29 protein-coding genes are annotated in these 18,825 nt (G+C 65.6%); all 29 read right to left on the reverse strand.

Annotated features, from left to right (window positions below):
• Positions 1-19 precede the first annotated feature (19 nt).
• Positions 20-1,081 carry a DNA-directed RNA polymerase subunit alpha gene (locus tag PQ455_RS15035; RefSeq protein ID WP_273686910.1) on the reverse strand — a complete coding sequence of 354 codons (1,062 nt, stop codon included), beginning with the start codon at positions 1,079-1,081 and terminating at the stop codon, positions 20-22.
• 85 nt (positions 1,082-1,166) lie between these two features.
• Positions 1,167-1,556, reverse strand: coding sequence for a 30S ribosomal protein S11 (gene rpsK / locus PQ455_RS15040; RefSeq protein ID WP_273686911.1), 390 nt, complete (start codon positions 1,554-1,556; stop codon positions 1,167-1,169).
• A gap of 112 nt (positions 1,557-1,668) precedes the next feature.
• Entirely contained in the window at positions 1,669-2,037 is a 369-nt protein-coding gene (rpsM, locus tag PQ455_RS15045; RefSeq protein WP_273686912.1) for a 30S ribosomal protein S13, read from the reverse strand.
• 292 nt (positions 2,038-2,329) lie between these two features.
• Complete coding sequence (locus tag PQ455_RS15050; protein ID WP_273686913.1) at positions 2,330-2,989, reverse strand: adenylate kinase; 660 nt, start codon at positions 2,987-2,989, stop codon at positions 2,330-2,332.
• Between the two features lie 45 nt (positions 2,990-3,034).
• Positions 3,035-4,396: a preprotein translocase subunit SecY gene (gene secY, locus PQ455_RS15055; RefSeq protein ID WP_273686914.1), complete on the reverse strand. Its 1,362-nt coding sequence runs from the start codon at positions 4,394-4,396 to the stop codon at positions 3,035-3,037.
• Between the two features lie 153 nt (positions 4,397-4,549).
• The gene (gene rplO, locus PQ455_RS15060; RefSeq protein ID WP_273686915.1) at positions 4,550-5,110 is read right to left on the reverse strand and encodes a 50S ribosomal protein L15; all 561 of its coding nucleotides are present in this window, start codon (positions 5,108-5,110) and stop codon (positions 4,550-4,552) included.
• A gap of 203 nt (positions 5,111-5,313) precedes the next feature.
• A complete protein-coding gene (gene rpmD / locus PQ455_RS15065) occupies positions 5,314-5,490 on the reverse strand; it encodes a 50S ribosomal protein L30 (protein WP_273686916.1) in 177 nt (58 codons plus the stop codon).
• Between the two features lie 5 nt (positions 5,491-5,495).
• Complete coding sequence (gene rpsE / locus PQ455_RS15070) at positions 5,496-6,212, reverse strand: 30S ribosomal protein S5 (protein ID WP_273686917.1); 717 nt, start codon at positions 6,210-6,212, stop codon at positions 5,496-5,498.
• Positions 6,213-6,572 carry a 50S ribosomal protein L18 gene (gene rplR, locus PQ455_RS15075; protein WP_273686918.1) on the reverse strand — a complete coding sequence of 120 codons (360 nt, stop codon included), beginning with the start codon at positions 6,570-6,572 and terminating at the stop codon, positions 6,213-6,215.
• The gene (rplF, locus tag PQ455_RS15080) at positions 6,572-7,105 is read right to left on the reverse strand and encodes a 50S ribosomal protein L6 (protein WP_273686919.1); all 534 of its coding nucleotides are present in this window, start codon (positions 7,103-7,105) and stop codon (positions 6,572-6,574) included. Before rplF ends, rplR begins: the two co-directional genes overlap by 1 nt.
• Positions 7,105-7,500: a 30S ribosomal protein S8 gene (rpsH, locus tag PQ455_RS15085; RefSeq protein WP_273686920.1), complete on the reverse strand. Its 396-nt coding sequence runs from the start codon at positions 7,498-7,500 to the stop codon at positions 7,105-7,107. The genes rplF and rpsH overlap by 1 nt, the downstream gene beginning before the upstream one ends.
• Positions 7,501-7,510: 10 nt before the next feature.
• Positions 7,511-7,816 carry a 30S ribosomal protein S14 gene (gene rpsN / locus PQ455_RS15090; RefSeq protein ID WP_273686921.1) on the reverse strand — a complete coding sequence of 102 codons (306 nt, stop codon included), beginning with the start codon at positions 7,814-7,816 and terminating at the stop codon, positions 7,511-7,513.
• 37 nt (positions 7,817-7,853) lie between these two features.
• Positions 7,854-8,435 carry a 50S ribosomal protein L5 gene (gene rplE, locus PQ455_RS15095; RefSeq protein ID WP_273686922.1) on the reverse strand — a complete coding sequence of 194 codons (582 nt, stop codon included), beginning with the start codon at positions 8,433-8,435 and terminating at the stop codon, positions 7,854-7,856.
• A complete protein-coding gene (gene rplX / locus PQ455_RS15100; RefSeq protein ID WP_273686923.1) occupies positions 8,428-8,745 on the reverse strand; it encodes a 50S ribosomal protein L24 in 318 nt (105 codons plus the stop codon). The genes rplE and rplX overlap by 8 nt, the downstream gene beginning before the upstream one ends.
• The gene (gene rplN / locus PQ455_RS15105; protein ID WP_273686924.1) at positions 8,745-9,116 is read right to left on the reverse strand and encodes a 50S ribosomal protein L14; all 372 of its coding nucleotides are present in this window, start codon (positions 9,114-9,116) and stop codon (positions 8,745-8,747) included. The genes rplX and rplN overlap by 1 nt, the downstream gene beginning before the upstream one ends.
• Before the next feature lie 15 nt (positions 9,117-9,131).
• Positions 9,132-9,389, reverse strand: coding sequence for a 30S ribosomal protein S17 (rpsQ, locus tag PQ455_RS15110; protein ID WP_273686925.1), 258 nt, complete (start codon positions 9,387-9,389; stop codon positions 9,132-9,134).
• Positions 9,390-9,401: 12 nt separating this feature from the next.
• On the reverse strand, positions 9,402-9,605 hold the full coding sequence (rpmC, locus tag PQ455_RS15115; protein WP_273686926.1) for a 50S ribosomal protein L29: 204 nt from the start codon (positions 9,603-9,605) through the stop codon (positions 9,402-9,404).
• Position 9,606: 1 nt separating this feature from the next.
• Positions 9,607-10,038 (reverse strand): 50S ribosomal protein L16, encoded by a 432-nt coding sequence (gene rplP / locus PQ455_RS15120; protein ID WP_273686927.1) that lies wholly within the window; start codon positions 10,036-10,038, stop codon positions 9,607-9,609.
• 70 nt (positions 10,039-10,108) lie between these two features.
• Positions 10,109-10,804 (reverse strand): 30S ribosomal protein S3, encoded by a 696-nt coding sequence (rpsC, locus tag PQ455_RS15125; protein ID WP_273686928.1) that lies wholly within the window; start codon positions 10,802-10,804, stop codon positions 10,109-10,111.
• A gap of 1 nt (position 10,805) precedes the next feature.
• Positions 10,806-11,189 carry a 50S ribosomal protein L22 gene (rplV, locus tag PQ455_RS15130; protein ID WP_273686929.1) on the reverse strand — a complete coding sequence of 128 codons (384 nt, stop codon included), beginning with the start codon at positions 11,187-11,189 and terminating at the stop codon, positions 10,806-10,808.
• Entirely contained in the window at positions 11,189-11,464 is a 276-nt protein-coding gene (rpsS, locus tag PQ455_RS15135; protein WP_273686930.1) for a 30S ribosomal protein S19, read from the reverse strand. Before rpsS ends, rplV begins: the two co-directional genes overlap by 1 nt.
• 5 nt (positions 11,465-11,469) lie before the next feature.
• Positions 11,470-12,306: a 50S ribosomal protein L2 gene (rplB, locus tag PQ455_RS15140; protein ID WP_273686931.1), complete on the reverse strand. Its 837-nt coding sequence runs from the start codon at positions 12,304-12,306 to the stop codon at positions 11,470-11,472.
• A 4-nt stretch (positions 12,307-12,310) separates the two neighbouring features.
• Positions 12,311-12,625: a 50S ribosomal protein L23 gene (locus tag PQ455_RS15145; RefSeq protein ID WP_273686932.1), complete on the reverse strand. Its 315-nt coding sequence runs from the start codon at positions 12,623-12,625 to the stop codon at positions 12,311-12,313.
• Positions 12,618-13,244 carry a 50S ribosomal protein L4 gene (gene rplD, locus PQ455_RS15150; protein WP_273686933.1) on the reverse strand — a complete coding sequence of 209 codons (627 nt, stop codon included), beginning with the start codon at positions 13,242-13,244 and terminating at the stop codon, positions 12,618-12,620. The genes PQ455_RS15145 and rplD overlap by 8 nt, the downstream gene beginning before the upstream one ends.
• A gap of 2 nt (positions 13,245-13,246) precedes the next feature.
• Positions 13,247-14,125: a 50S ribosomal protein L3 gene (gene rplC / locus PQ455_RS15155; RefSeq protein WP_273686934.1), complete on the reverse strand. Its 879-nt coding sequence runs from the start codon at positions 14,123-14,125 to the stop codon at positions 13,247-13,249.
• A gap of 310 nt (positions 14,126-14,435) precedes the next feature.
• Positions 14,436-14,744 (reverse strand): 30S ribosomal protein S10, encoded by a 309-nt coding sequence (rpsJ, locus tag PQ455_RS15160; protein WP_093315306.1) that lies wholly within the window; start codon positions 14,742-14,744, stop codon positions 14,436-14,438.
• Between the two features lie 125 nt (positions 14,745-14,869).
• On the reverse strand, positions 14,870-16,060 hold the full coding sequence (gene tuf, locus PQ455_RS15165; RefSeq protein WP_273686935.1) for an elongation factor Tu: 1,191 nt from the start codon (positions 16,058-16,060) through the stop codon (positions 14,870-14,872).
• A gap of 74 nt (positions 16,061-16,134) precedes the next feature.
• Entirely contained in the window at positions 16,135-18,231 is a 2,097-nt protein-coding gene (gene fusA / locus PQ455_RS15170) for an elongation factor G (RefSeq protein ID WP_273686936.1), read from the reverse strand.
• Positions 18,232-18,342: 111 nt separating this feature from the next.
• On the reverse strand, positions 18,343-18,813 hold the full coding sequence (rpsG, locus tag PQ455_RS15175) for a 30S ribosomal protein S7 (protein ID WP_273686937.1): 471 nt from the start codon (positions 18,811-18,813) through the stop codon (positions 18,343-18,345).
• Between the last annotated feature and the right edge of the window lie 12 nt (positions 18,814-18,825).

Genomic DNA, 18,825 nt, shown 5'->3' on the forward strand with positions numbered 1-18,825 from the left:
GGAGAGGGAGAGCCCCTTTTTAATATTCCTGCTCGAGCTTCTTGGCGAGTTCCTCGATATTCTCGGGCGGCCAGCCGGGGATTTCCATGCCCAGGCGCAGCCCCATCGAGGCGAGGACTTCCTTGATCTCGTTGAGCGACTTGCGGCCGAAGTTCGGCGTGCGCAGCATCTCGGCCTCGGTCTTCTGGACCAGATCGCCGATGTAGATGATGTTGTCGTTCTTGAGGCAGTTGGCCGAACGCACCGACAGTTCCAGCTCGTCCACCTTCTTGAGGAGGAAACGGTTGAGCTGGCCGCTGTCCGTCTCGGGCTCGCCCGCCATCGGCAGCGAGGAGACGCCGCCCGTGGCCGGCGCCGACACCGCCATGCCGTCGTCGAAGTGGACGAACAGCTGGAGTTGGTCCTGAAGGATGCGCGCCGAATACGCGACGGCATCGTCCGGCGAGATGGTGCCGTCGGTCTCGACCGTCAGCATCAGCTTGTCGTAATCCAGTTCCTGGCCGACGCGGGTGTTTTCCACCTTGTAGGCGACCTGGCGGACCGGCGAGTAGAGCGCGTCGACCGGGATGAGCCCGATCGGCGCGTCCGCCGCGCGGTTGCTGGCGGCGGGGACGTAGCCCTTACCGATGTCGGCGGTCAGCTCCATGTTGAGCGTCGCGCCTTCGTCGAGGTGGCAGATCACGAGCGAGGGGTTCATCACCTCGATGTCGCCGGTGACGGCGATGTCACCCGCGGTGACCTCGGCCGGGCCGGTGGCCGCAAGCTGGAGACGCTTCGGCCCGTCGCCCTGCATGCGCAGCGCGATCTGCTTGACGTTCAGCACGATGTCGGTGACGTCCTCGCGAACGCCGGCGAGCGAAGAGAATTCGTGGAGGACATTCTCGATCTTGATCGAGGTGACCGACGCGCCCTGCAGCGACGACAGCAGCACGCGGCGCAGCGCGTTGCCGAGCGTCAGGCCGAAGCCACGCTCCAGAGGCTCGGCGATGAAGGTCGCGCGGCTCTTCGAGCCACCGCCGGCCTTCTTCTCCAGGCTCATCGGCTTCTTGAGTTCCTGCCAGTTCTTGGCGTTGACAGCCATCATGTTCCCCTTGGGGTTTGGCCCGCCGGCGCGTCCGCCGGTGGCTGGAATCGGTGGTGGGCGGCGCGGACGCCGTCCGGCAGGATCAGACGCGGCGGCGCTTCGACGGGCGAACGCCGTTGTGCGGGATCGGCGTCACGTCGCGGATGGACGTGATGTGGAAGCCGACCGCCTGAAGGGCGCGCAGCGCGCTCTCGCGGCCCGAACCGGGGCCCTTGACCTCGACTTCGAGGGTGCGGACACCATGCTCGGCGGCCTTCTTGCCGGCGTCTTCCGCCGCGACCTGCGCCGCATACGGGGTCGACTTGCGGCTGCCCTTGAAGCCCATCATGCCGGCGGACGACCACGAAATGGCGTTGCCCTGGGCATCGGTGATGGTGATCATGGTGTTGTTGAAGCTGGCGTTGACGTGGGCCACGCCGGCCGAGATGTTCTTGCGCTCGCGCCGCTTGATGCGCTGGGGTTCGCGTGCCATTTTTCTTTTCCTGACCTAATCTCTGTCCCTGAACCGGGGCGGCCTCTCTGCGAGGCCCCGCCTCCGGCGGAGCAAGGCGAGAAACAGCCCCCCGGGCTGTTTCCTGATCGCCTTACTTCTTCTTACCGGCGATCGGCTTGGCCTTGCCCTTGCGGGTGCGCGCATTGGTGTGCGTGCGCTGGCCGCGAACCGGGAGCCCCTTGCGATGGCGCAGGCCGCGATAGCAGGCCAGATCCATCAGGCGCTTGATGTTCACCGCCACCTGACGGCGAAGATCGCCCTCGACGGTGTAGCTGGCGTCGATCGTCTCACGGATCTGGAGGACTTCCTGGTCCGACAGGTCCTGCACGCGACGCTGCTGCTCGATGCCGAGCTTGGCGGTGATTTCCTTGGCCTTGGCCGGGCCGATGCCGTGGATATAGGTCAGCGCGATTTCGACGCGCTTGTTGGTCGGGATGTTCACACCCGCGATACGTGCCATCTGTTTCTTTCTCCTGCTCCACGGGGCGGCTGGCAGCCCGCCCCATCTCGACGCTGCAATCCCCAACGAAACGAACGCCGGAAACACGACACGCGCCAAGGCGCGGCCGAAAGCCGGGTTCAGGGGATCGCAGGCCTTTAGGGGATGACGCGCGCGGCTGTCAAGCGAGTCGCGGGGATGCGCCGCGCGACCTTTGTGTTCCGTCCCGTGCTCCCGCGAAAGCGGGAGCACGGGGTGTCGGGGCGCAACGCCTGGCCCCCTGGGCCCCTGCCTGCGCAGGAGCACGGGGCGTTCAGGCCGGCGTCGTCTCGCCCAGGATCGCCTCGATCGCGATCGTCACGTCCTCGATCTCGGCCATGCCGTCGATCTGGGAGAGGATGCCCTTGGCGGCGTAATAGGGCAGGATCGGCGCCGTCTCCGAGCGATAGACCGCCAGGCGGGTGCGCACGGTTTCGGCATTGTCGTCGGGCCGGCGGCTGAATTCGGTCGAGCCGCACACGTCGCACACGCCCGCCGTCGCCGGCTGCTTGAAGCTGTCGTGATAGCCCTCGCCGCACTTGGCGCAGGTGAAGCGACCAGTGATGCGCTCGACCAGCGCCTCCTCGTCCACCGCCATCTCGATGACGTGATCGAGCGCGGTGCCGCGCGCGGAGAGCAGGCCGTCCAGCGTCTCGGCCTGGGCCTGGGTGCGGGGATAGCCGTCGAAGATCACGCCCTTGGCGATGTCCGGCTCGTCGAGCCGGGCGCCGAGGATCTCGGCCATCAACTCGTCCGACACGAGCTTGCCCGAATTCATCACCTCGGCCAGCTGGTTGCCCAGCGGGGTGCCCGCCTTCTTCATCGCCCGCAGCAGATCGCCGGTGGAGATCTGGATCATGCCGCGCTCGGCCTCGAGGCGCTTGGCCTGGGTGCCCTTGCCCGCCCCCGGCGGCCCCAGCAGAATGATGTTCATTCCCTTCACTCTCCCCCGTCGGAAGGCCGGTCGATCAGCCGCGCCCTAGCGGCGCGTGCCGCCTCGCAGCTTCGATTTCTTGATGAGATCGCCATATTGATGCGCGAGCAGATGGCTCTGGATCTGCGTCACCGTGTCGATCGTGACGTTGACGACGATCAGCAGGCTGGTGCCGCCGAAGCCGATCGACGTGCGCGGGATCAGCATTTCCGGCACCACGCAGATGAAGATCAGATAGGCCGCGCCCAGCACGGTGATGCGGGTCAGCACGTAATCGAGATATTTCTCGGTCGCCTTGCCCGGCCGCACGCCCGGCACGAAGCCGCCGTAGCGCTTCAGATTGTCCGCCGTCTCCTCCGGATTGAAGACGACCGCGGTGTAGAAGAAGCTGAAGAAGCCGATGCCCAGCGCGAACAGCAGGAAATACATCGGCGTGTCGCGGCCGATGAACTGGTTCAGCGAGATCACGAAATCGCCCCAGCGGCTTTCGCCCGACAGATGGCTGCCGGCGAACTGGGTGATCGTGAGCGGCAGCGCCAGCAGCGACGACGCGAAGATCGGCGGGATCACGTTGGCGGTGTTGATCTTGAGCGGCAGGAAGCTCTTGTCGCCCTGCATCATCCCCCGCGCGGTCTGGCGCTTGGGATATTGGATCAGCACGCGGCGCTGCGCCCGTTCCATGAAGCAGATGAACAGCACCAGCGCGACCACGAACAGGAAGCCGCCGATCACCAGCAGCGCCGAGGTGGCGCCCGTCCGCACGCTCTCCAGCTCCTGCACGATCGTGACGGGCAGCTGCGCGACGATGCCGGCCATGATGATGAGCGAGACGCCGTTGCCGATGCCCCGGCTGGTGATCTGCTCGCCCAGCCACATCAGGAACAGCGTGCCGCCGATCAGCGAGACCACGGTGGTCACGCGGAACAGGTACGGATCGGTCACCACCGCCTGCTGGCCGGCACTCGCGCCCCAGGCTTCAAGGCCGACGGCGATGAAATAGCCCTGGATCGCGGTCAGCAGGACCGTGCCGTAGCGGGTATATTGGTTGAGCTTCTTGCGACCGCTCTCGCCTTCCTTCTTGATGGCGGCGAGTTGCGGGCTGAGCGAAGTCGCCAGCTGCACCACGATCGAGGCGGTGATGTAGGGCATCACGCCCAGCGCCACCAGGCTCATGCGGGTCAGCGCGCCGCCGGTGAAGGTGTTGAAGAAATCGAGCACGCCGCCCTTGGTCGTGTCGAACAGGGTCGCCAGCGCGCGCGGATCGATGCCCGGCAGCGGCACATGGCTCAGCAGGCGGAACACGATGAGCGCGCCCAGGGTGAACCACAGGCGCTTCTTGAGTTCGGTCGCCTTCGCGAATTGCGACAGGCTTACGTTGGCGGCCAATTGCTCGGCGGCGGATGCCATCAGTCTGATACCTTCGAAACGAATAGCCGGCGAGAAAACGAAAGGGCGGCGGAGCGACCCTTCGCACCGCCGCCCCATATAAACGCTCGATCGGGCTTGTCTAACGCGCCGTCACGGCACCTTCGTATGAGAAGGCGCCGCTGTCATCGACGTTCAGGCCTTGGCGGCGGCCTTCTTGGCGTCCTTGTCGGCCGCGCGGGCCTTCTGGACGACACGATGCTTGGCCTTGGCCTTGTCCGCCGCCGCGACGACCTCGATCACCTCGACCGAACCGCCGGCGGCTTCAATCGCGCTCTTGGCGCCGGCCGAAACGCCGGCGACCTTGAAGCTCAGCTTGGCGGTCAGCTCGCCCTTGCCCAGGATGCGCACGCCGTCCTTGCCGCCACGGGCGACACCGGCCGCCTTCAGCGCGGCATGGTCGATCGTGCCGTCGGTCGCCAGCGTGCCGGCATCGACCAGCTTCTGGAGAGCGCCCAGGTTCACCTCGGCATAATCCTTGGCGAAGATGTTGTTGAAGCCGCGCTTCGGGATACGCATGTGGAGCGGCATCTGGCCGCCCTCGAAGCCCTTGATGGACACGCCCTCACGGCTCTTCTGGCCCTTCTGGCCACGGCCGGCGGTCTTGCCCTTGCCAGAGCCGATGCCGCGTCCGACGCGCATCCGGCCCTTGCGGGCGCCGGGGTTGTCCCTGATTTCGTTGAGCTTGAACGTCATGATACTGCACTCGCTTTCGCTATGGTCGCGCGGAATGGGTGGAAGCGGGCGCCCCTAACGGATTCGCCCGCGCTTGTCACGTGTCTGTTTCAACTGCGCCGTCCGATGTGGAATCGCGAATCGCGATCCTTTGGCGCGGTGGCAGAAAAACGGCGCCGGGCTTCCACCCGACGCCGCTTGTTTTCCGGATTCGATCGAGAGCCTCAGCCCTCGACCTTCACCATATGCGCGACCTTGCGGATCATGCCACGCACTTCGGGCGTGTCCTCCAGCTCGCGGGTCTTGTGCATCTTGTTCAGGCCAAGGCCGATCAGGGTCGCGCGCTGGTCCTGCGTGCGGCGGATCGGGGAGCCGGTCTGGGTTACCTTGAGCGTCGCCATGTCGATTACTCCGTAACCGCCGCGGCTTCGGCTTCGGCGACCTCGGGAGCGGCACCGCCACGGCCGAGCAGGTCGGCGATCTTCTTGCCGCGACGCTGCGCTACCGCCTTGGGGCTGGTCTGGTCACCGAGCGCCTCGAAGGTCGCGCGGATCATGTTGTAGGGGTTCGAGGTGCCGACCGACTTGGTCACCACGTCGTGCACGCCCAGGCTCTCGAAGATGGCGCGCATCGGGCCACCCGCGATGATGCCGGTGCCCGGAGGCGCCGTGCGGATGGTGACGCGGCCCGCGCCGAAATGCCCGGCGCCGTCGTGATGGAGGGTACGGCCCTCCTTCAGCGGAACGCGGATCATCGCCTTCTTGGCGGCGGCGGTCGCCTTGGAGATCGCCTCCGGCACTTCGCGCGCCTTGCCATGGCCGAAGCCCGAACGGCCCTTGCCATCGCCGACCACGACGAGCGCCGCGAAGCCGAAGCGCTTGCCGCCCTTCACCGTCTTGGAGACGCGGTTGATGTGGACGAGCTTTTCGATCAGCTCCTCGCCACCCTCGTCGCGCGGGCCGTCGCGACGGCCACGATTGCCGTCACGGCCGCCACGGCCACGATTGTCGCCGCCGGGGCCACGCCCACGACCGCCACGGGGACCACGGCCTTCGCGACCCTGCGGAGCGCCGTCCTGCGGCGCGCCTTCGGCCGGAGCCGCGTTCTGGATTTCGTCAGCCATTTAGAACTCCAATCCGCCTTCGCGGGCCGCATCGGCCAGCGCCTTGACGCGGCCGTGGAAGAGGAAGCCGCCACGATCGAAAACGACCTGCGTGACGCCCGCCGCCGTCGCCTTTTCGGCGACGCGCTTGCCGACCGAGGCCGCGGCTTGCAGGTTCGCACCCGAAGCCTCGCCCTTGATGCCCTTGTCGATCGTCGAGGCCGAAGCCACGGTGCGACCGGCGGCATCGTCGATCACCTGCGCATAGATGTGCCGGCCCGAACGATGGATCGAGAGACGCGGACGGCCACCGGCACGCGCCTTGAGGGCGGTGCGGACGCGCTGACGGCGCTTCTGGAAAAGAGAGAGGCCCTTTGCCATTACTTCTTCTTACCCTCCTTGCGGAAGATGAACTCACCGGCATATTTGATACCCTTGCCCTTGTAGGGCTCGGGCTTGCGCCAGCGGCGGATCTCGGCGGCGACCTGGCCAACCTTCTGCTTGTCGATGCCGGAGATGTTGACCGTGGTCTGGTCCGGCGTCGCGATCGTGATGCCTTCGGGGATCTCGAAGTTCACGTCGTGGCTGTAGCCAAGCTGAAGCTTGAGGTTGGAACCCTGCGAGGCGGCGCGGTAACCCACGCCGGTGATTTGCAGCGTCTTGGTATAGCCGGTGGTCACGCCGGTGATGAGGTTGGCCACCATCGTGCGCTGCATGCCCCAGAAGGAGCGGGCGCGCTTGGTGCCGTTGGCCGGCTGGACCGAGACGTTGCCGTCCTCGATCGCATAGGTCACCTCGTCGGCGAGCGGCATCGAGAGGGTGCCCTTGGGGCCCTTCACCGAAAGCTGCTTGCCCTCGATCGTTGCGGTCACGCCCGCGGGGACGGCGACCGGCTTCTTGCCGATGCGGCTCATCAGAAGACCTCCGCGAGAACCTCGCCGCCGACATTCTGCTCGCGCGCTTCCGCGTCGGACAGAACGCCACGGGGCGTCGAGACGATGGTGATGCCCAGGCCGTTGCGGACGCGCGGCAGATCGGACGAACCCGAATAGACGCGGCGGCCCGGCTTGGACACGCGGACCAGATGCTTGATCGCGGGCTGGCCCTCGAAATACTTCAGCTCGATGCGCAGGCCATCATGGCCGCCAACGGCTTCCTCGGAATAACCGCGGATGAAGCCTTCGCGCTGGAGCACGTCCAGAACGCGCGCACGGAGCTTGGAGCCCGGCGACACGACACTGTCCTTGCGGGCACGCTGGCCGTTGCGGATGCGGGTGAGCAGGTCACCCAGGGGATCGGTCAAAGCCATCTTATTGCCCTTACCAGCTCGACTTCGTGAGGCCGGGGATCATGCCCCTGGTCGCGAGCTGCCGCAGCATCACACGCGCAAGGCCAAACTTGCGATAGTAGGCGCGCGGGCGGCCGGTGACTTCGCACCGGTTGCGCACGCGCGTCGGGTTCGCGTTGCGGGGAAGCTCCGCCATCTTCAGGCGGGCCATCAGACGCTCACCCTCGTCGTTGGACGTATCGTCCGCGATCGCCTTCAGCCGGGCATATTTGCCCGCATACTGCTTCACGAGCTTCTTGCGACGCTCGTTCTTGTTGATCGAACTCAGTTTCGCCATGACTTAAGTTCTCTTTCCTAAATCCGGATCATGCCGCTCAGGCGGCCTTCTTCTGCTCGGCCTGGGGCAGCGGGAACGGGAAACCGAACAGGCGGAGAAGCTCGCGCGCCTCCTCGTCGGTGTTCGCCGAGGTCTGGACGATGATGTCCATGCCACGGATGTCCGTCACCTTGTCGTAGCTGATCTCCTGGAAGATCAGCTGCTCCTTGATGCCCGTCGCATAATTGCCACGGCCATCGAACGACTTGTCGCTCAGGCCGCGGAAATCGCGAACGCGCGGCAGCGCGATCGTGATGAAGCGGTCGAGGAACTCGTACATCCGCTCGCGACGAAGGGTCACCTTCGCGCCGATTGGCATGCCTTCACGCAGCTTGAACTGCGCGATCGACTTCTTGGCCTTGGTCACCACGGCCTTCTGGCCGGCGATCAGGGTCATTTCGTTCGCGGCCTGCTCGACCTTCTTCTTGTCCTGCGTGGCCTCGCCGACGCCCATGTTCAGAACGATCTTCTCGATCTTCGGAACCTGCATCGAATTGGTGTAGCCGAACTTGTCGGTCATCGCCTTGACGATCGTGTCGTCATACATCTTGCGAAGGCGGGGCGTGTAGGCATCAGCCATCGATCTTCTCCCCGGTCTTGACGGCGACGCGAACCTTCTTGCCGTCCTGCGTCTCGAAACGAACGCGGGTCGGCTTGCCTTCGGCGGTGGCGATCGCGACCTTGGAGATCGCGAGCGGTGCCTCGGCGCGGTCGAGGCCGCCCTGCGGATTGGCCTGGCTGGGCTTCACATGGCGGGTGATCATGTTCACACCCGAAACGACGACCTTGCCGTCCTTCGGAAGCGCGCGCGTGACCTCGCCGGTCTTGCCCTTGTCCTTGCCACTCAGGACGACGACGCGGTCGCCCTTCTTGATCTTGGCAGCAGCCATCACAGCACCTCTGGCGCGAGCGAAATGATCTTCATGTGGCCGGCGGCGCGAAGCTCGCGGACGACCGGGCCGAAGATACGGGTGCCGATCGGCTCCCCGCTGTTCTTGTTGATGAGGACCGCGGCGTTACCGTCGAAGCGGATGGTCGAGCCGTCCGCGCGATGGATGTCCTTGGCGGTACGAACGATCACCGCGCGGTGAACGTCGCCCTTCTTGACCTTGGCGCGCGGCGCGGCTTCCTTGATGGAAACCACGATGATGTCGCCGACGCTCGCGAAGCGACGCTTGGAGCCGCCGAGCACCTTGATGCACTGGACGCGCTTGGCGCCCGAGTTGTCGGCGACGTCCAGGTTGGACTGCATCTGGATCATGTGTCAGTCCTCCCTTTACGCGGCGGCGGGCGCGTCGGCGCCGACCTTGCTCAGAACGGTCCAGGTCTTCAGCTTGGAGATCGGCTTGCACTCTTCGATGCGGACCGTCTCGCCTTCCTTGAAGACGTTGCCCTCGTCATGGGCGTGATACTTCTTCGAACGCTTGATGATCTTGCCGTACAGCGGGTGCTTCACCCGCCGCTCGACCGAGACCACAACCGTCTTGTCGGTCTTGTCGGAGACCACGATCCCCGTCAGCACGCGCTTCGGCATGGTTCGTGTTCCTTACTTGGCAGCCGAGCGCGAACGCTCGGTCTGCAACGTCTTGATCTGAGCGATGGTGCGGCGCACCTCGCGCACCCGGCTCGGCTTTTCGAGCTGGTTCGTCGCGGCCTGGAACCGCAGGTTGAACTGCTCCCGCTTCAGCTCGCCGAGCTGGGTGGAGAGCTGGTCGTCGGTCGCGACCTTGAGATCAGCAATCTTCGCCATCTTACTCAGCCTCGTGCACGGACTCGCCCAGGCGGGCGACGACCTTGGTCTTGATCGGCAGCTTCTCCATCGCGCGCTCGAAGGCGACGCGGGCGAGCGGGCCGGGGACACCGTCGAGCTCGAAGAGGATGCGGCCGGGCTTCACGCGGGCGGCCCAGAATTCGGGCGCGCCCTTACCGGAACCCATGCGGACTTCGGCGGGCTTCGACGAAACCGGCACGTCCGGGAAGATGCGGATCCACAAACGCCCCTGGCGCTTGATGTGGCGGGTGATCGCGCGGCGGGCCGCCTCGATCTGACGCGCGGTGATCCGGTCCGGCTCCAGGGCCTTCAGGCCGAAGGCGCCGAAGTTCAGCGCGGTGCCACCCTTGGCGTCGCCATGGATGCGGCCCTTGTGGGCCTTGCGGAATTTGGTGCGCTTTGGTTGCAGCATTTTCTCTAACCTTCAAACACCGCCCTGCCCCCGTGGGGACTAGCGGCCGATAAGGCGGATGAGGTTACCCTCAGCGCGCCGGACGGACCCCGGAGGTCTGAGCTTCCAGCATGAGCCGGTCCTGGGCCAGCGGATCGTGGCCGAGGATCTCACCCTTGAAGATCCAGACCTTGATGCCGCAGACGCCATAAGCGGTATGTGCCTCGGCTTCGGCGTAATCGACGTTCGCGCGCAGCGTGTGCAGCGGAACGCGACCTTCGCGATACCATTCGGTCCGCGCGATCTCCGCGCCACCGAGACGGCCGGCGCAGGTGATGCGGATGCCTTCCGCGCCGAGGCGCAGGGCCGACTGGACCGCACGCTTCATCGCCCGGCGGAACGCCACGCGACGCTCGAGCTGATCGGCGACCGACTGGGCGACGAGCTTGCTGTCGATCTCCGGCTTGCGGATCTCGACGATGTTCAGGCTCACGTCCGACGAGGTCATCTTGCCGAGCGCCTTGCGGAGCTTCTCGATGTCCGCGCCCTTCTTGCCGATGATGACGCCGGGGCGTGCAGCATAGACGGAGATGCGGGCGAGCTTGGCCGGACGCTCGATCACCACCTTCGAGATCGCGGCCTGCGGCAGCGTCTTGAAGATGTGCGCGCGGATCTTGAGATCCTCGAGCAGCAGGCGGCTGTAGTCGGCGCCGTCGGCGTACCAGCGGCTGTCCCAGGTGCGGTTGATCTGCAACCGCATCCCGATCGGGTTGGATTTCTGACCCATATTACTCCCCAGCCTCCGCCTGCTCGCGGACGACGATGCGGATGCGCGAAAACGGCTTGATGATGCGGGCCGAACGACCGCGGGCGCGGGTCGCGAAACGCTTCATCACCAGGCCCTTGCCGACCGAAGCCTCTTGGACGACGAGCGCGTCGACATCCAGATTGTGGTTGTTCTCGGCGTTGGCGATCGCCGACGCGAGCGTCTTGCGGACGTCCACGGCCATCGCCTTCTTCGAGAAGGTGAGGATGTTCAGCGCGTCGCCGGCCTTCTTGTTGCGGATGAGGGCCGCAACCAGGTTCAGCTTCTGGGCGGAGCCGCGCACGGCGGTGTTGACCGCCAGCGCTTCCTTGTCGCCCACCTTGCGCGGGGAAACAGGCTTGCTCATCAGCGCTTGCCCTTCTTGTCAGCCGCGTGACCCGGGAAGTACCGGGTCGGCGCGAACTCGCCGAGCTTCATGCCGACCATGTCCTCGTTGACCGAGACGGGCACGAACTTGCGGCCGTTGTAGACGTTGAACGTGAGCCCAACGAACTGCGGCAGGATCGTCGAACGACGCGACCAGGTCTTGATCGCACCACGGGTAGAACCTTCCTGAGCGGCCTCGGCCTTTTTCAGAAGGTGGAGGTCGACGAACGGACCTTTCCAGACGGAACGAGCCATCTCGATTACCTCTTCTTCTTCGCGTGACGCGAACGGATGATCATCTTGTCGGTCGACTTGTTCGACCGCGTGCGAGCGCCCTTGGTCGGCTTGCCCCACGGCGTGACCGGGTGACGGCCGCCCGAGGTCCGGCCTTCACCACCGCCGTGCGGATGGTCGACCGGGTTCTTGGCGACGCCGCGCGTCAGCGGGCGCTTGCCGAGCCAGCGGTTGCGACCGGCCTTGGCGAGGTTCTGGTTGGCGTTGTCGGGGTTCGACACCGCGCCGACCGTGCACATGCAGTCCGACCGGATGTAGCGCTGCTCGCCCGAATTCAGGCGAACCATCACCATGCCCTTGTCGCGACCGACGACCTGCACATAGGTGCCGGCCGCACGCGCGATCTGACCGCCCTTGCCGGGCTTCATCTCGACGTTGTGGACGATCGTGCCGACCGGAGCCTGGCCGATTTCCATCGCATTGCCCGGCTTCACGTCCGTCTTCTTGCCCGCGACGACGACGTCGCCGGCGGCCAGACGCTGCGGCGCCAGAATGTAAGACAGCTCGCCGTCCTCATACTTCACCAGCGCGATGAAGGCCGAGCGGTTGGGGTCGTACTCAAGACGCTCGACGGTGGCCGGCTGGTCCCACTTGCGACGCTTGAAGTCGACGAAGCGGTACTTCTGCTTGTGGCCGCCGGCGATGCCGCGAGCCGTGGCATGGCCCTGGTTGTTGCGGCCGCCCGACTTGCGCTTGCCCTCGACGAGCGCCTTGACCGGCTTGCCCTTCCACAGGCCGGTCCGATCCACGAGGATCAGGCCGCGGCGTGCCGGGCTGGTCGGATTATAATGCTTCAGCGCCATGGCGTCAGATTCCCGTCGTCACGTCGATCGACTGACCGTCGGCCAGCGTCACAATCGCCTTCTTCACGTCCGAGCGCTTGTAGGGGGCACCCTTCCAGCGCTTGGTCTTGCCCTTGGTCACCATCGTGTTCACGCCCGTCACCGAGACGTTGAACAGCGCTTCGACCGCGGCCTTGATCTCCGGCTTGGTGGCGTCGCCCGCCACCTTGAAGACGACCGCGTTATGCTCGGAGAGCAGGGTCGACTTCTCGGTGATGTGGGGCGCGAGCACCACGTCGTAATGGCGGTTATCCACCGCGCCTGCCTGCTTCTTAGCCATTGAAGCGCGCCTCCAGCTTTTCGACGGCCGCGCGCGTCAGCACCAGCGTGTCGCTCTTCAGGATGTCGTAGACGTTGGCGCCGACTGCCGGGAGCAGGTTGACGCCCTTGAGGTTGCTCGAAGCGCGAGCGAAGCTCACGTTCAGCGCGTCGCCGTCGATCACCAGCGCCTTCGCGCCGAAACCGAGCTTGGCGAGCTGCGCCGACAGGGCCTTGGTCTTGCCTTCGGCCACGTCGAGCGCGTCGACCACGATCAGGCTGCCGTCCGCGACCTTCGCCGACAGCGCCATCTTGAGGCCCAGCGCGCGAACCTTCTTGTTCAGCGACGGGTTGAAATCGCGGAGGCGGGCGCCGTGCGCCTTACCACCGCCGATGAACACCGGAGCGCGGCGATCACCGTGACGAGCGGCGCCGCCGCCCTTCTGGTTGCCGAGCTTCTTGCCCGAGCGCGCCACGTCGGCCCGCTCGCGGGTCGGACGGGCGGTGCCGCGGCGCTTTTCGAGCTGCCACGTCACGACGCGGTGAAGGATGTCGGCACGCGGCTCAACGCCGAACACCGCATCGTTAAGCTCGATCTCGCCGCTACCGGCTGCATCGAGGGTCTGAACCTGAACCTTCATCTTCAGCCCTCCTGGCCGTCGGTTTCGGTGGGCTTCACGTCGGCCGCGTCGGCAGCCTCGGTGGACGCGATCGCCTGATCGGCGGCAGCGACGCCAGCGGCGACTTCCTCGGCGCCCGGAAGCGCGGGGATTTCGTGGACGGCAGCGGCCTCGACCATGCCGGGCGCGGCTTCCTCATGATGCTCGACAGCCGGCGTATGCTCGGTGGCGACGCGCAGGCCGGCGGGGTACGGCAGGCCTTCCGGCGCCGCGACCTTCACCGCGTCCTTGACCAGCAGCCAGGTGCCCTTCGAACCCGGAACCGAGCCCTTCACGAAGAGCAGGTTGCGCTCGGCGTCCGTGCGGACGATCTCGAGGTTCTGCTGGGTGCGCTGACGGTCGCCCATGTGGCCGGCCATCTTCTTGTTCTTGAAGACCTTGCCCGGATCCTGGCGCTGGCCGGTCGAACCGAGCGAGCGGTGCGAGACCGACACGCCGTGGGTCGCCCGCAGACCACCGAAGTTCCAACGCTTCATGCCGCCCGCAAAGCCCTTGCCCTGCGTGTGGCCCGAAACGTCGACCAGCTGGCCGGCGATGAAGTGCTCGGCCGACAGTTCGGCGCCGACGTCGAGGAGGTTGTCCTCCGACACGCGGAACTCGAACAGCACCGCCTTGGGCTCGACTTCGGCCTTGCCGAAGTGACCGCGCTGCGGCTTGGCGACATTCTTCGCCTTGGCGGTGCCGGCGCCGAGCTGAACCGCGACGTAACCGTCGTTGGCCGCTTCCTTGCGCGAAACCACCTGGACATTGTCGAGCTGCAGCACGGTGACGGGCACATGGCGCCCGTCTTCCTGGAACAGCCGGGTCATCCCCATCTTCTTCGCGATCACGCCAGTGCGCATGATCTAATTCCTTCCCAAACAGAGGCTCCCGGTTGCCGGGAGCTTGCCAACGAAAAAGGCCCCGGATCACCGGAGCCCCAGCCCTTTACGATACGCCCCCGCCCGGGCCGGATGATCGCCATTGCCGTGGGAAACCCCACGGAAACGATGATAGCGGGGACGCAGACAACGGCGCTTCCCGGAGGAAGTCTATCCGTTCGGTATCCCTTGCTTTCCCTGGCTTCGTCGCGTGGCAACCTTCTGCGAAGGGCCTCGGCGGGAAGCGAAAGCGCCGGCGCGGGAATCACCCTGCGCCAGCGGAGACGGGCCTTTACGCCAGTTTGATCTCAACATCAACACCCGCTGCGAGGTCGAGCTTCATCAGCGCGTCGACGGTCTGCGGGGTGGGCTGAACGATGTCCAGCAGGCGCTTGTAGGTGCGCACCTCGAACTGCTCGCGCGACTTCTTGTCGATGTGAGGGCCACGGTTGACCGTGAACTTCTCGATGCGCGTGGGCAGCGGGATAGGGCCACGGATGAGAGCGCCGGTGCGGCGCGCGGTGTTGGCGATCTCGCCGGTCGCCTGATCGAGCACGCGGTGATCAAAGGCCTTGAGGCGGATGCGGATATTGCTGTCCATGGTGTCCTACCGATTTGAAAGAGCCGTGCTTCCGGCCGGTCCCCCTGAAGGGTGCGGGCCACAAGGAAGCGGAAAAGCGAAGGCCGCCCGCTCCCCTACTGGGAAGCGGGCGGCCGGTTACGCGATTACTTGGAGATCGACGCCACGACGCCGGCGCCGACGGTGCGGCCACCCTCACGGATGGAGAAGCGCAGGCCCTCCTCCATGGCGATCGGGGCGATCAGCTTCACGCCGAGCTGGATGTTGTCGCCGGGCATGACCATCTCGGTGCCCTCGGGCAGCTCGACGGTGCCGGTGACGTCCGTGGTGCGGAAGTAGAACTGCGGGCGGTAGTTGGCGAAGAACGGCGTGTGACGGCCACCCTCTTCCTTCGACAGCACGTAGACTTCCGACGAGAAGTCGGTGTGCGGCTTGATCGAGCCCGGCTTGCAGAGAACCTGGCCACGCTCGACCTCTTCGCGGCCGACGCCACGGATCAGCGCGCCGATGTTGTCGCCGGCCTGGCCCGAGTCGAGCAGCTTGCGGAACATCTCGACGCCGGTGACGACGGTCTTGCGGGTGTCCTTGAGGCCGACGATCTCGACTTCCTCGCCCACCTTGACCTGGCCGGTCTCGACGCGGCCGGTGACGACGGTGCCGCGACCCGAGATCGAGAACACGTCTTCGATCGGCATCAGGAACGGCTTGTCGAGCGGACGCTCCGGCTGCGGGATGAACTCGTCCACGGCGGCCATCAGCTTGAGAACGGCGTCATGGCCGATCTCCGGCTTGGTGCCGTTGAGCGCGCACACCGCCGAACCGGCGATCACGGGGATGTTGTCGCCGTCGAAGTCATACGACGACAGCAACTCGCGGATTTCCAGCTCGACCAGCTCGAGGATCTCGGCGTCGTCGACCAGATCGACCTTGTTCATGAACACGACGAGCTGCGGCACGCCGACCTGGCGGGCGAGCAGGATGTGCTCGCGGGTCTGCGGCATCGGGCCGTCGGTCGCGGAGACGACGAGGATGCCGCCGTCCATCTGCGCGGCGCCGGTGATCATGTTCTTCACATAATCGGCGTGGCCCGGGCAATCGACGTGCGCGTAGTGGCGGTTGGTCGTCTCATACTCGACGTGCGCGGTCGAGATGGTGATGCCGCGCTCGCGCTCCTCGGGAGCCTTGTCGATGTTGGCATAGTCGACGAACGTGGCGCCGCCGGTCTCGGCCAGCACCTTGGTGATGGCGGCCGTGAGCGAGGTCTTGCCATGATCGACGTGACCGATGGTGCCGATGTTGCAGTGCGGCTTGTTCCGCTCGAACTTAGCTTTCGCCATTTTGCTACCTTCTCACTTGTCTGATTCGGGCGCGCCCACCCAATGCGGAGGCGCCCATAGCTACAAAAATCGGCTTACGCCAGCTTCGCCTTCACTTCCTCGGCAACGTTCGACGGCACTTCGTCATAATGCGAGAATTGCATCGAATATTGCGCGCGGCCCTGGGTGAACGAGCGGAGCGCGTTCACGTAGCCGAACATGTTGGCCAGCGGGACCATCGCGTCCACGGTCTGCGCGTTGCCGCGCGTGTCCGTGCCCTGGATCTGGCCGCGGCGGCTGTTCATGTCGCCGATGACGTCGCCCAGATAATCCTCCGGGGTGACGACCTCGACCTTCATGACCGGCTCGAGCAGCTTGATGCCCGACTTCTGGGCCGCTTCGCGCATCGCGGCGCGGGCCGTGATTTCGAACGCCAGCGCCGACGAGTCGACGTCATGGTAGGCGCCGTCGTACAGCACGATCTCGAAATCGATGATCGGGAAGCCGACCAGCGAGCCCGTGGCGGCCGTCTCGCGGAAGCCCTTTTCGATCGCCGGCAGATATTCCTTCGGAATGTTGCCGCCCTTGATCTCATCCTTGAAGATGATGCCCGAACCGCGCTCGCCCGGCGTGAGGCGGACCTTCACGCGGCCGAACTGGCCGGTGCCGCCCGACTGCTTCTTGTGGGTATAGTCGATATCGACCGGCTTCGCGAGATACTCGCGATACGCCACCTGCGGCGCGCCGACGTTCGCCTCGACCTTGAACTCCCGCTTCATGCGGTCGACCAGGATTTCGAGGTGAAGCTCGCCCATGCCCTTGATGATGGTCTGGCCGCTCTCGGGGTCCGAGGACACGCGGAACGACGGATCCTCGCGCGCCAGGCGGTTGAGCGCGACGCCCATCTTCTCCTGGTCGGCCTTGGTCTTCGGCTCCACCGACAGCTCGATCACGGGCTCGGGGAATTCCATCCGCTCCAGGATGATCGGCGCGCTGATCGCGCACAGCGTGTCACCCGTGGTGGTGTCCTTCAGGCCCGCCAGCGCGACGATGTCGCCAGCGAACGCTTCCTGGATGTCCTCGCGGCTGTTGGCGTGCATGAGCAGCATGCGGCCAACCTTTTCCTTCTTATCCTTCACCGAATTCTGGACCTGCGACGCCGCCTCGAGCTTGCCCGAATAGATGCGCGCGAAGGTCAGCGTGCCGACGAACGGATCGTTCATGATCTTGAACGCCAGCGCCGCGAACGGCTCGGTGTCCGACGAGGGGCGCTCGTCCGGCGTCTCGCCGTCGAGCTTGACGCCCTTGATCGCCGGCACGTCGAGCGGGCTCGGCAGATAATCGACCACCGCGTCGAGCAGCGGCTGGACGCCCTTGTTCTTGAACGCGGAGCCGCAGACGACCGGCACGAACGCCATGCCCAGCGTACCCTTGCGGATCAGCTTCTTCAGGTCGGCGACCGACGGCTCGTTGCCCTCGAGATACGCCTCCATCAGATCGTCGTCCTGCTCGACGGCCATCTCGATCAGGTCGCTGCGATACTTCGCGGCCTTCTCGGCCAGATCGTCCGGGATCGCCTGATATTCGAACTTCGCGCCCAGCGACTCCTCGAGCCAGATGATCGCGCGATTCTCGACGAGATCGACGAGGCCCTTGAAGCCGCCCTCGATGCCGATCGGCAGATACAGCACCGCCGGGCGCGCGCCGAGACGCTCGATGATCGAGTTCACGCAGAAATAGAAATCGGCGCCGGTGCGGTCGAGCTTGTTGATGAAGCACATGCGCGGCACGCCGTACTTGTCGGCCTGGCGCCACACCGTCTCGGACTGCGGCTCCACGCCGGCAACGCCATCGAAGCACGCCACCGCGCCATCGAGCACGCGCAGCGAACGCTCGACTTCGATGGTGAAGTCGACGTGGCCGGGGGTGTCGATGATGTTGATGCGATGCTCGGGGCCCTTGCCCTCCTCGGCGCTCCAGAAGCACGTCGTGGCGGCGGAGGTGATGGTGATGCCCCGCTCCTGCTCCTGCTCCATCCAGTCCATCGTGGCGGTGCCCTCATGGACTTCGCCGATCTTGTAGGACTTGCCGGTGTAATACAGGATACGCTCGGTCGTCGTCGTCTTGCCGGCGTCGATGTGCGCCATGATGCCGATGTTACGATAGCGGTCGAGCGGGTGGCTGCGGGCCATTTCTGATCTCCGATGTCGGGAAGCGGGAGAACCCGCGCCCCGGCGATATGGGTAGCGTATGTGACGATTTCGAGTCCCCGCCGCGCCGGGCGGCGGGGACTGAAATCGCTATTACCAGCGGTAGTGCGAGAAGGCGCGGTTCGCTTCCGCCATGCGGTGCGTGTCCTCGCGCTTCTTCACGGCGTTGCCGCGATTGTTGGCCGCGTCCATCAGCTCGCCGGACAGGCGGGCCGACATGGTGCTCTCGCTGCGCGCGCGGGCGGCGGTGATGAGCCAGCGGATCGCCAGAGCCTGCGAACGCTCCGGGCGGACCTCGACGGGAACCTGGTAGGTCGCGCCGCCGACGCGGCGGCTGCGGACCTCGATGCCCGGCTTGATGTTGTTCAGCGCATCGTGGAACACGCCCAGCGGATCGCGCTTGGCGCGGGTCTCGACGACCTCGAGCGCGGTGTAGACGATGCCTTCCGCGACCGACTTCTTACCGTCGAGCATCACGGAATTCATGAACTTGGAGAGCACCTCATCCCCGAACTTGGGATCGGGCAGGATGATGCGCTTTTCGGGACGACGACGACGTGCCATTTCTTCTTACCT

The sequence above is a fragment of the Sphingomonas naphthae genome (assembly GCF_028607085.1).
Classification (GTDB): domain Bacteria; phylum Pseudomonadota; class Alphaproteobacteria; order Sphingomonadales; family Sphingomonadaceae; genus Sphingomonas_Q; species Sphingomonas_Q naphthae.